Source organism: Desulfosoma profundi, from assembly GCF_055387865.1.
Genome location: NZ_AP042420.1, coordinates 3025698 through 3038165, shown reverse-complemented (window position 1 = coordinate 3038165; position 12468 = coordinate 3025698). Strand labels below are relative to the sequence as shown.

At 57.3% G+C, this 12468-nt stretch carries 9 protein-coding genes; 1 reads left to right on the top strand and 8 read right to left on the bottom strand.

Translation table 11 applies throughout. The annotated features are described in order from the left end of the window. Positions 1-30 precede the first annotated feature (30 nt). The 8 genes from ACZ5K9_RS13095 to ACZ5K9_RS13060 form a co-directional block, all read right to left on the bottom strand. Positions 31-831, bottom strand: a complete 801-nt coding sequence (locus ACZ5K9_RS13095) for a 4Fe-4S binding protein (protein ID WP_464271774.1) — start codon at positions 829-831, stop codon at positions 31-33. Continuing rightward, positions 824-1363, bottom strand: a complete 540-nt coding sequence (locus tag ACZ5K9_RS13090) for a hydrogenase iron-sulfur subunit (protein WP_464271773.1) — start codon at positions 1361-1363, stop codon at positions 824-826. The genes ACZ5K9_RS13095 and ACZ5K9_RS13090 overlap by 8 nt, the downstream gene beginning before the upstream one ends. 44 nt (positions 1364-1407) lie before the next feature. Then, the gene (locus ACZ5K9_RS13085; protein ID WP_464271772.1) at positions 1408-5856 is read right to left on the bottom strand and encodes an NAD(P)-binding protein; all 4449 of its coding nucleotides are present in this window, start codon (positions 5854-5856) and stop codon (positions 1408-1410) included. Positions 5857-5881: 25 nt separating this feature from the next. Then, complete coding sequence (locus tag ACZ5K9_RS13080) at positions 5882-6571, bottom strand: response regulator (protein WP_464271771.1); 690 nt, start codon at positions 6569-6571, stop codon at positions 5882-5884. Positions 6572-6824: 253 nt separating this feature from the next. Next, positions 6825-8264 carry a sigma-54-dependent transcriptional regulator gene (locus ACZ5K9_RS13075; RefSeq protein ID WP_464271770.1) on the bottom strand — a complete coding sequence of 480 codons (1440 nt, stop codon included), beginning with the start codon at positions 8262-8264 and terminating at the stop codon, positions 6825-6827. Then, positions 8261-9487, bottom strand: coding sequence for an ATP-binding protein (locus tag ACZ5K9_RS13070; protein WP_464271769.1), 1227 nt, complete (start codon positions 9485-9487; stop codon positions 8261-8263). Before ACZ5K9_RS13070 ends, ACZ5K9_RS13075 begins: the two co-directional genes overlap by 4 nt. Positions 9488-9959: 472 nt before the next feature. Then, on the bottom strand, positions 9960-10298 hold the full coding sequence (locus ACZ5K9_RS13065; protein ID WP_464271768.1) for a P-II family nitrogen regulator: 339 nt from the start codon (positions 10296-10298) through the stop codon (positions 9960-9962). An 83-nt stretch (positions 10299-10381) separates the two neighbouring features. Then, positions 10382-11596: an ammonium transporter gene (locus ACZ5K9_RS13060; protein WP_464271767.1), complete on the bottom strand. Its 1215-nt coding sequence runs from the start codon at positions 11594-11596 to the stop codon at positions 10382-10384. A gap of 543 nt (positions 11597-12139) precedes the next feature. Between ACZ5K9_RS13060 and ACZ5K9_RS13055 the strand changes: the two genes are divergently transcribed. Next, on the top strand, positions 12140-12466 hold the full coding sequence (locus tag ACZ5K9_RS13055; protein WP_464271766.1) for a DUF2845 domain-containing protein: 327 nt from the start codon (positions 12140-12142) through the stop codon (positions 12464-12466). Positions 12467-12468: the final 2 nt, after the last annotated feature.

The window sequence follows — 12468 nt, the reverse complement described above, 5'->3', positions numbered from 1 at the left end:
CCCGGCGCCCCGACAACGCCCTGCCCTTTGTCAGGCGCTCGACCCTAAGGTCTCCTGTTCCCCTTCTTTCAACGGCCCCAAGATGAGCGGGACTGACTCCTCGCCCGGCACATACCCGAAGAGCTCTCGCACTAAGAGACCAACTTTTTGGTACAGCACACGCAAGGGGATGTGAGCCGGACATGCCTCTTCGCACAGCCCGCAATCGATACACCGACCCGCCATGTGGACCGCTCGCACAAGATGAAACAAAGGCACGTCCGTGGGGAGGCTCCCCGTTTCGATGAGTTGGGGATCCTGAAGCGTGCATTCGCGGCAGACGCACACCGGACAGATATCCCGACATCCGTAGCACTTGAAGCACTTCTCGAATTCATACATCCATCGGGAAAATCTCTCTTCGGCATCCATGGCTTCCACGGTCTCGAGAGTTTGCCCTTTGGGAATGCCCTCTTGGGGAATGTGAGAAGACGTGGCGCGCATGGCGAGGGCGGAACAGACCACTTGACTCTGCACGGGAGACGCACAGCACGGTTCCTGCCAGAGGTGGATTCTTTCCCGATCCATGGCTCGCAGAGCGTGCATGACGGTGACGGCTCTTTCCGTGCACCGGCGGGCCAGCAGGCCCACCCGCAGCTGGGGATCCTCCAAGAGCATCTCCCGGGCGATCTTTTCCAAGGGATACCGAAACGGTCCTTCGCGAAAGTCGTCCAGTTCATCCAGAGCGGATTTGCGAAACACCCACGGGATCGCATGCCCGTCTACGGCTCTGTAGGCTATAAAAACATCCACGACCCCGTCTTCCAGCCACTTTCGAATCGTGTCATGCATCGTAGCCTCCTGCACGTTCCCGGATCAGAGACAGGCGTGCCCCCTTTTCGGTTTTCAAAACCTCCCGGAGTCGCTCCGTTGCCACGACACCTTTGAGTGCTTCCTCCAGCGCTTTTTTCCGCGCCGTGATCGGGTTCGGACCCAAGGCTCGAATTTCCTCTGAAAAGTCACGGACCACCTTGGCAAATTTTTGAGCCTCGGCAGAAGAAATCCATTCCAGACGCAGACGGCCGTCGAGCCCCACGAAGGCAAGGAGATCTTGCAAAAAACGGATTCTTTTTAAAGCCATGTGATTACCCACCTGGTAATGGCAATCCCCCACATGACAACCTCCGACCAAGATCCCGTCGGCCCCGCTTTGAAAAGCCCTCAGAATGTGGTGCGGCGAAACGGATGCCGAACACATGACCCGGATAGGGCGAAGGTGCACCGGATACCTCAGGCGGCTCATGCCCGCCAGGTCCGCCGCCCCGTAAGCGCACCAATTGCACAGAAAGGCCAGAATCTTCGGACGAAAGCTTTCCTCTCTCATGCGCTCCTCCCCACATCGGCTCCCTTCAGCAGGCCGACCACGCCTCAAGCGGCCAAGGCGCTTTTGATCTGGGCATACATCTGCCCATGGGTGAACCCGTGCACAGCAGGGGCTTCGGCCGGACAGGCGGCCGCACAGGCACCGCATCCTTTGCACAAGGCCGGCACAACACGGGCCGTTTTCGTCGTTTCGTCCCGTTCGATGGCACCAAAGGGGCAAAGCTCCATACACACACCACAGCCTGTACATCGCGCCGGATCAATGGAACTGGTGATAGCCCCCACCGTGACCTGGTCCCGACTCAAAACAGCCATAGCTCGAGCGGAGGCAGCCAGAGCCTGCGCTATACTCTCTTCCAAAGGCTTGGGGTAATGCGCCATGCCACACAAGAAGATGCCTTCGTTGGAAAAATCCACGGGGCGAAGCTTCGGATGCGCTTCGAGGAACCAACCGTCCCGATCCAAAGGCAGCTTGTAAAGTCGAGCCAGCTCCGAGTTGTCCTGAGGCACTGTAGCGGCGGCCAGACACAGAAGATCGGTCTTCCACGCCACGGCACGGTCAAGAATGTGGTCTTGGATTTCAATACGCAATCCATCCCCCTCATGGCGGACTTTGGGTTTCTCTTCCGGGCGATACCGAAGGAAAAGAACACCGGCACGGCGGGCACGCTCGTATAGCTCTTCCCAGATCCCGTACGTTCTCATGTCCCTGTAGATCACGGCGATGTTCATGTCCGGATTGAGGGCTTTGAGTTCCAGAGCGTTTCGAATGGTATGGCCGCAGCATACCCGCGAGCAATACGGGCGCCCCTCGTCCCGGGATCCCACACACTGAATGAAGGTGACCGTGGAAAGATTTTTCAATCGTGGATCGCCCCGTTCCAACATCTCGTCCAATTCCACATTCGTGACCACCGCCGGATGTTCTCCGTAGAGATATTCCGTCGGCTTTCTTTCCCGAGCTCCGGTGGCCATAAGAACCACGCCGTGATCGATGGTCTTCAGCGAGCCGTTTTCCCGAAGGGTTGTGCGAAAGTTGCCCACGAACCCTTGCGCATCGACAATCGTCGCCTGGAGGTGCAGCTGAATCTTGGGATGGGCACACATCTTTTCTTTCAGCTGATCCACAAAAGCCCGAACGGATTCTCCACGCCATGTCTTGTGCAGGCGCGCGGCCATGCCGCCAGGTTCGCTTGCTTTTTCCACCACATGCACGGAATAGCCGTTTTCCGCCAGATTCACGGCGGCCGCCATGCCCGCGACTCCGGCCCCCACCACCAAAGCCGACGGGATGACCGCAAGCGAGGTATCCTGGAGCGGGGTCAGCAACGCGGCCTTGGCCACCGCCATCCGCACCATGTCTTGAGCCTTTCGTGTGGCCTCCTCTTTTTCTTCACTATGAACCCAGGAGTCCAGGTTTCGAATGTTGGCCATTTCAAGAAGGTACTTGTTCAGCCCCGCTTGGGTCAGGGTTTCCTGAAACAACGCCTCGTGGGTTCGCGGTGAACAAGAAGCGACGACGATGCGGTTCAGTCGCTTTTCACGGATCACCTGTACCATATGCTGCTGGCTGTCTTCGGAGCACGTAAACAGCTGATCTTCCACGTGAACAACATAAGGCAGGTTCCGCGCATGCTCCATCACCTGGGCCACATCCACCACGCCGCCGATGTTGATACCGCAATGACAGACAAAGACTCCGATGCGCGGAGCTTCACGCGACACGTCTCTTTGCGGCCTCTTTTCAACACCTCGTGTTCTGGTGTGGCGCCCTGCCGCCAATGCCGCTCCTGCAGCCGCCGCAGCCGCCGAGGCCTCCACGACCGACTGAGGAATATCCTTGGGGCCTTGGAAGGCGCCGCAGACAAAAATGCCGGGACGTGAGCAGGACACGGGAACCCATGAGGTGTGCTGCGCGAACAAATGATCGGTCAAACGCACGTCCAGTCTTTCGGCCAACTTCGCCGCCTCTTGGGAGATTTCCAAGCCCACGGACAACACCACCAGGTCGAATTCTTCGGCGTGCACAGCCCCCTTTTCGTCCACGTAGGAAATCATGAGATTCCCGTTGGTCGCCGGCACCTCTTCCAGGCTGTGCACTCGTGAGCGGATGAAACGCACCCCGTACTCTTCCCTGGCTCGCGTCACATACCGATCGAAGTCCTTCCCGTACGAACGCAGGTCCATGTAGAAAATGGCCGTATCGAGGTCTTTTCCTACATGGTCCTTGGCAATCACGGCTTCCTTGACGGCATACATACAGCAGACGCTTGAACAATATGGATGATTGCAATGATGAATATCTCGAGAGCCCACACACTGCAGCCAGGCGATCTTCCGAGGTTCTTTTTTGTCCGAAGGCCGAACCACATGGCCTGCCGTGGGACCCGATGCCGAAAGGATCCTCTCAAACTCCATGGCCGTCACCACATTGGCAAATCGCCCGTAGCCGTAGGTGTCGTACACGCTCGGATCGAACGGCTTAAAACCTGGAGCCAAAATCACAGCCCCCACTTCAAGCTCCAGCGTCTCGGGTTTGTCGTCGTGGTTCACCGCACCGGCCAAGCACGCCTCCACACACTGGTAGCATTCGGAACACACGGCACAATCGAGGCACCTCTGGGCTTCGCGGCGCACCTGCTCTGTGGTCAGGCCTAGCTGGACTTCCTTGAAATTATTCTTGCGCGCTTCCGGCACAAGCCGAGCGACCCGCTCCCGCACCGCGGGCTGCACCCCCGCCTTGGGAACTTCCTGCAAGGGCTCCCATTTCCTGTCGCGGCCTTCCCGAAGGTCTTGTCCCTGCAAGAACCGGTGGATGGAAACGGCCGCTTCCTTTCCGGCTGCAATGGCCTCCACGACTGTCCTGGGACCCGTGACGGCATCGCCCCCCGCAAAGATGTCCGGCTCATCGGACTGGAACGTCACCGGATCCACCTGAAGTGTCTTTTGGTTCGTGAGCCTACAGGCACACGCCGGCGTCAAACACGCCCAGTCGGATTCCTGACCGATGGCTGCAATCACTGCATCCACCTCCAGGATAAAATTGGACCCTTGGATGGGCACGGGGCGCCTGCGGCCGTCGGCACCCGCTTCACCCAAGGCCATCCGCACACATTCAAGACCTCGTGCGCGGCCGTCCTCTCCAAGAACGCGCACGGGAGCGACCAACGTGTGGATTTCAATCCCTTCCTCGCGGCACTCCTCGATTTCTTCCCGGCTGGCGGGCATTTCCTCCATACTGCGTCGATAAAGAATCAAAGGTCGGGAAGAACCTGTGCGCAAGGCCGTGCGCGCGCAATCCATGGCCACGTTGCCGCCTCCCACCACAGCCACTCGGTCGCCCAAAAATACGGATTCTCCCAAATTCACCCGGCGCAAGAAATCCACCCCGGAATAAACCCCCTCCAGGTCCTCCCCCTCGATGCCAAGTTTCTTGCATTCGTGAGCCCCGATGCCGATAAAGATGGCCTTGTAGCCATCCGCACGCAGCTCGGCGATAGTGAAGTCTTTGCCGATCTCGACGCCCGTTCGAAATTCTACGCCCATGTCCCGAATGACCTGAATCTCCGCCTCAACGACATCACGAGGGAGTCGGTAGGCGGGAATGCCGACCGTCAGCATTCCACCCAGGACTGGAAGTTTTTCAAAGACCGTCACCCGGTAACCTTCCAGAGCAAGAAAGTAGGCGCAAGATAGCCCTGCCGGCCCTGATCCGATAACGGCCACCTTTTCCCGGCGTTTTTCCTTGATTTGAGGGACAAAACGGGTGTCTGCGCGAAGATCCAGGTCCGCGAGATAGCGCTTGACGGCCTTGATGGCCAAGGGCTCGTCCACCCCGGCACGCGTGCAGGCCGTCTCGCACGGATGATGGCACACACGCCCACACACGGCCGGAAGAGGATTGTCCCGCTTGATGAGTTCCAGAGCCTCCCGCTCACGCCCCTGGGCCGCCAAAGCCATGTAGCCCTGGACGGAAATGTGCACCGGACAGGCTGCCTTGCACGGGCTCGTGCCACGCTTATCAATGGCAAAGGAGCCGGGCACCGCTTGGGCGTAGCGCCGATAGGCGGCGCGGCGTTCACTGAGACCCATGTCGTACTCATTTTTCACAGAAACCGGACAGACGCGGGCACACTCCCCACACCCCGTACACTTGCGGGGGTCAATAAAACGGGGCTTTCGGCGTACTGTGACGCGAAAGCGTCCGGGGACCCCGTCAATGGCTTCCACTTCCCCCAGGGTCAAAAGCTCGATGTTTCGATGCCGGCCGACCTCGACCAGTTTGGGCGAGATGATTCACATGGCGCAGTCGTTCGTGGGAAAAGTTTTGTCGAGCTGCGCCATGGCCCCCCCAATGGATGCCTCTTTTTCCACCAAATACACGGAGAAGCCCATCTCGGCCAAGTCCAAGGCCGACTGCATTCCCGCGATGCCGCCGCCCACCACCAGGACAGAACCCACCGGTTGTTGCCCATGCACCTTCACGCTGTTCATGGCCCCGCCTCCTTACCTGAGGGGCTTACCAGAGGGCTGTTTCCATACGCTTGTGCAGAAAGAGCATTTGTTTTTGCGTGAGTTCTCCAATGTGCTCGTTGATCCATGAAAGATCCCCCGAAACAATGGCCGCTTTCGCTTCCACGCTCAGGTTGTATTCACTCAAAGCCTTCGCCCCCTCTTCCATGAGTTCTCTCCAAAACTCCGGATCGTCCGCTGCACGATTTAAGACCCGCATCACTTCCCTACGCTCGATGATCCTGCCGGGATGCGTATCCTCAACCTTCGAAAGCCCCTTCGTCAAAGCCTCGAGATGCTCCCTCAGCGCCTCGTTGACCACCTTTTTGAATTCCTCTTCCGTAAAAGGCTTGGGAAGATAGTCTCGGGCTCCGATTTTCATGGCCTCCACCGCCGTCTCCACAGAAGAATAGCCCGTGATCACAACAACTTCTGTTTCAGGGCGGTGTCCTTTCACATGCCGAATGACGTCCATGCCGTTCATGTCCGGCAACTTGAGATCCGCCACCAAAAGGTCGAAGGATCTCTGGGCGCATTTTTCCAGAGCGCTCCTGCCCGTCATGGCCCACTCTACATCGTAGCCCTCCTCGGTCAGGATCATTTCCAGACCCTTGGCCACATGGATTTCATCCTCCATGAGAAGGATGTGGGGCGACCGCTCGCCCTTCGTTTGCATCTTTTCTGCGACGACACTCATAAACTCCCTCCCTTCTTGGCCTTCTCTCTCCTCGGCCTCACATGACCATAGGGCAAGTTCTATACCCAACGAAAGGAATGCCCATCGGACGCTCCGATCGTCCGAAAGGCTTGGAAAGTTGCGACATCGAGCTCCGAGCGATCGCTGCGGCGCAATGCCTCCGCACCCCAAGCGTTCAAGAACACATACGGCGTCATTCGCGTGAAAAGGAAAAATACTAAGGAAGTAAATGGCTTATGGAATGTATAACGACTTATACGGGTGGGCGCTTTTGCGCTCCCGAAGGGATACGGTGGCGTTTCATGAGTGCGGAAAAGTTGGAACGTTGCATCCCTACGGCTTGGGCGGCTTTGGAAATGTTCCCTCCGTGCTCTTTTAACGCTTGGAGCAGAAAGAGTTTTTCGATGCGGTCGTAGTGCTCATGGAGTAAAGCTTTTTTATAGTTTTTCAGTTCCGCCAAAGTCGGGGGAATCCCTTTGGGGGCCCAGGTGCGTCGGGTGTCCAGGTGGTCCAGGAGGGTGGAAAGCTCCACCACGGGATCATCCGTCATGATCACGAGCCTTTCCACGACGTTTTTAAGCTGGCGCACGTTGCCGGGCCATGGATGGTTCACCAAGGCTTCCAGGGCCTCCTCCGTAAACCCTTCAATGCGCTTGGACATTTTGCGGCAAAAATACTGGAGAAAGTGATACGCCAGTCGCGGAATGTCGTCCTTGCGTTCACGCAGCGGCGGCAGAAAGATGACGAATACGCTCAGTCGGTAATAAAGGTCCTCGCGAAAGAGTCCCTGAGCCGTCAAGGATCGAAGGTCTTTGTTGGTTGCGGAAATGACGCGCGCCTCGGTGATCTTGAACTCCGAAGCCCCCACCGGCTTGTATTCTTTCGACTCCAACACGCGGAGCAGCTTTGCCTGGGTTTCCAGGTTCAGGTTGGCGATATCATCGAGAAAGAGCGTGCCTTTGGTGGCAATTTGAAAGATGCCGGCCTTGTCCTGAACGGCGCCTGTGAAGGCCCCCTTGACGTGCCCGAAGAGTTCGCTTTCCAGCAAAGCAGGGGACAAGGTGCTGCAGTCGATCGCAATGAATTTCTCCGACGCTCGACGACTGTGCGCATGAATGGCTCTGGCCACCAGTTCTTTCCCTGTGCCGTGTTCTCCACAGATCAACACAGTGCAATCCGTGGGGGCTACACGCTGGATCTGATGGAAGACTTCGAGAATTTTCGAGTTTTCGCCCACAATGTTGGAAAATGCATAGCGGTTCACCAGCTCGGTTTTCAGTCGCACATTTTCTTCCACCAGTCTCTTTTTTTCCACGGCGCGCTGAACGCATAAAACGAGCTGGTCGTCCGTAAAAGGCTTGGTCAGGTAGTCAAAGGCCCCCAGTTTCATGGCCCTCACCGCGTTGGGCACGGTCGAAAAAGCGGTCATGATCACGATGCAAGCTTTGCAATTTTCCCTGTGGGCCTCCTCGAGAATATGCATTCCGTCCATATCCCCCAGGCGCAGGTCGAGCAGCACTACATCGAAGTCATTTTGCCGAAGCAAAGCAAGCCCCTCGGAACCTTTAAGACTATGCCAGACCTGGTGGCCCTGTTCTTCCAGAATGGATCGGCAAGCGAGGGCCAATCTCTTTTCATCGTCGATGATAAGAATACGACCCTTGTAGGCCGCTTCCGCACTGGAACACATCATGATGCTCCTCGGAACCCCTCTTCCAAGGGCAGGGTGATGGTAAAGCATGTCCCCTGACCCGGGGTGCTCTCCACTTTAATGTCGCCGCCGTGGGCTTTCACAATGCCGTAGCTCACCGCAAGACCCAAGCCCACCCCTTTGGGTTTGGTGGAAAAGAAGGGCTCAAAGATTTTGTGAAGAATCTCAGGAGCAATGCCGCAGCCGTCATCCTGCACCGACGCTCCATGAACACCATGGATTCTATCCACAAAAGTTCGAATCTGCATGGTGCCGCCGGGACTCATCGCTTCGACGGCGTTGAGCACGATGTTGATGAATACCTGCTGCATCTGGCGGGCGTCGAGGAGGGTATCGGGCATGTCCGGAGCCAGATGTTTCTGAAGGTGCAGATGGTGCAACATAAAGTCGTTTTGCAACACCGTGAGCACCCTTTCGATAATTTTATTGAGGTTTTCCAAAGACCTTTGGGGTTTCCGATCCCGGCTGAATTCCAGAAGATCCTGGAGAATGCTACGACACCGGTTCGTTTCGCTGACAATGATTTTCAGCGCCTCCTGCAGCGGACTGTTGGGTGGAGCTTTTTTCAAAGCCCTGGAACTGTACAGAAGAATACTCGCCAGGGGATTGTTGATTTCATGGGCGATGCCCGCGGCCATACGGCCCAGTGCCAGAAATTTCTCGGCCTGCAATGCCAACTGATCGTAGCGGCGTTTTTGTTCTTCGAGAAGCCGAACATTGTCCAAAGCACACGAGGTCGATTGGGCCACGGCACTGATGAAATCCAGTTCCTTTTGACTGAAGGAGCGGCGCTGCGAAAAGAAAATTCTCAGTATCCCCAGAACGTTTTCCCGGACGCACAGAGGCGCGTCAACGATCATCTGAATCCCTTCCGCGGAGGCTTCCTGGGGCGACACCACTCGAGGATCATGGAAAATATCGTCGATGACGATCACGCGATCCTCTTTACACCATCGCATCATCAAGCTCTGGTTTGAGACGCGTTCTCTGGCCAGGTAGTCTTCGCTGAGTCCATGGGCCGCATAAAGTTCAATTTCTTGTGTGGCCAGGTTCAGCACGCGAAGAATAGCGCCCTGAGCTCCCAAAAGCTCTGTAATCTTCCAAACCACCAGCTGGGAGACCTCGCGAGGGTCCGTGCTTGAATGCACCACAGTCGCCACATCTCGAAAAGCATAAAAATAATCTTCAAGACCCGTCGGTGGCATGGACTCTTCTCCAGACCCGGGAACGGCAAAATGGGCCCTGGACCTTCGGCACGATCCGGTATGTCGCCCTACCTTCGGCAAAGGGATCCGGCCCGCCGAGGCTCTCCACCTCCACGTCCCCCAGGCATCGGCCAAGGAAAGCTTCCGTGGAATCACGGCGCGCATCCCGGATTTTTTAAAAATTTTAAATAATTTGCAGCCCATGGGTCAAGCCCGCTCCAAAGGCCCCTTTGAGCTCCTCAAAACCCGAAGAATCTTTCGGGGCAAACCCCCGTGTCCGCTTTGCCGATGCCCGTCGCCACACGCACCCGGGCAGCCGCTCAAACCCTCTGGGCGGCTTTTCTCGTCGAGAAAACACGGGGGGATACCGCTGCATTTCTAAAACAAAAACCCCGTCCCTTCGGCGGGGTTTTTCTGGAAACACACGGGTCCTTCACGTGTAAGCCGACAGATAGGGTGACGTTTACCGGCATCAAATGGCAGATTCGCCGCGTTCTCCTGTACGGATGCGAATCACCTGTGTCAGGGGATAAACAAAGATCTTGCCGTCACCGATTTTCCCCGTACGCGCGGCTTTTTGAATCGTTTCCACGACCTCTTCCGTTCGAGCTTCCGGGACCACGGTTTCCACCTTGATCTTGGGCTGAAATTCCACGAGGTATTCGGCGCCTCGGTAGATTTCCCGGTGACCCTTCTGCCTGCCGAATCCCCGCACCTCCGTCACCGTAAGGCCTGTCACACCGATTGAGTTCAGGGACTCCTTGACCTGTTCCAGAACAAAAGGCTTGATGATGGCTTCGATTTTGACCATGGCTCGGTCCTTTCTTCCTCGGTGACCCTGTTGCTATGAAAACAACCTGGATGGAGTGGCACTAAAAGCACGTGACGCAGAATCTAAAACACATAGCCGGTTTCACTGTGCTGTGAGAGGTCCAAACCCTGCACTTCTTCTTCATCCGACACGCGCAGCCCCGTGACAACTCCGGTGAGCTTCAGGAGAATCCAGGAGACGATGAAGGAATAGACGACGGCCGCAAAGGCCCCGACGGCCTGGACGAGGAGTTGGTTCGGATTACCGAAAAAGAGCCCGTCAGCCCCGGCGGCGTTGTAGGCCGTGGAAGCGAAAAGCCCCGTGGCCAGGGCGCCCCAGAGTCCCCCAACGCCGTGGATGCCCACCACGTCCAGCGCGTCGTCGTAGCCGAACTTTTCTTTCGCCAGGACGGCCCCGTAGCAGAAAAAGCCCGCGAGAATCCCGATGAACAGCGCCGCCATGGGACTCACGAATCCGGCCGCTGGGGTCACGGCCACAAGACCGGCCACGGCTCCGGACGCAGCACCCAAGGTGGTGGGTTTTCCGATTTTGATCCATTCCGCCGTAATCCACGCCACCGAGGCCGCTCCCGTGGCCACCTGGGTATTGAAGAAGGCCACGGCCGCTACGGTCCCGGCGGTCAGCGCACTGCCCGCGTTGAATCCAAACCACCCGAACCACAGGAGCCCGGCCCCAAGGACCGTCAGAGGCAGACTGTGCGGCTGGAATGGTTCCTTGCGATACCCACGCCGTTTCCCCACCACCAGAGCCGAGGCCAAAGCCGCCGCTCCGGAATTGATATGGATGACCGTCCCGCCGGCAAAATCCAGTGCACCCAGCTTCCCGATCCAACCACCACCCCACACCCAGTGGCAGACGGGAAAGTACACGAACACCGTCCACAAAACCGTAAAGAGCAAAAATCCCGAAAACTTCATCCGCTCCGCGAAGGCGCCCGTGATGAGGGCGGGCGTGATGATGGCAAACATGAGCTGAAAGGCCGAATAGACGAGGTGCGGAATGGTTGCGGCGTACGGCCCGGGCTCCAATCCCACCGACCGCAAGAACACCCAATCCAGCCCCCCGATCACGCCGCCTTTGTCCGGCCCGAAAGCCAAACTGTACCCGAACAAAACCCACAGAATGGAAACAACCCCGAGACTCATGAAGCTCTGCATCATGGTGCTCAGGACGTTCTTCGAACGCACCAGCCCCCCATAAAAGAGCGCCAAACCCGGGGTCATGAGCATGACCAGAGCCGTTGCCATAAGCATGAAAGCTGTATCACCGCTGTCCATCTGTTCCCTCCCTTTCGGTTTCTCTATTTCCGTTCCACATCTTTGTGGCAGCTCACTGAGCCCGGCCTCATGTCCGGACTTACCCCCTGAAGTGGCGGACCCACGAAAGGATTGCCGCCACACCGCCATAGCCTCCAAACCCGAGAGCCCACGCCTGGGGAAAGCCGTACTCCGGGCTGACCTCATGTTGAGTTTTCTTAGGCAAGGCTTGAGCCAAGTTCGCCGCCACGGACGGCAGAAGCCGCGAAGGCCGCATCAGCGAACGGAAAAAATTCCGCCTCGGGCTGCATCCGCCCCAAAAGAGCTGAAGAACGTCTCACTCAGGTATGACAATTTTGTTTCGTGATGATCCGAGCGGATGCCCGCAACGCCCGAAAGCCCGCAGAAAGCCGAGGATTAGGCTTTTAGGGCCGAGGGCACAAAATTGTGCAGCGGGTTTGCCGAGGTTATGATATGGGAGATGCAACCTGGATTTCGGCAGCGAACGCGTTGGAGGCGGGAGCGGGGATCAAGAAGCCCTTAAGGGGGCATAAGGAGTGGATCATGAAATGGATAGCTGTGCTCGCCGTTTCGGCACTGTGGTTCATCGGGACACCCGAACTCGCGTTTTCTCAGGGTTCGTTGTCCTCGCTTCGCTGCGGTTCCCGGCTCATTCTCATCGGGGAAACAAAAGCCGATGTGGCAGTCAAATGCGGCCCGCCTCTTTACCAGCAATACGTCGGGGAGAGGATCGTCCGAACCCGGTACGGATACGACAAGATCATTGTGGAAGAATGGGTTTACAATTTCGGCCCGACAGACTTCCTCCATACCCTGAGGTTTGAAGGGGGACGCCTCGCGGACATCCGTCGTGGAGAACGCGGCTATTAGCC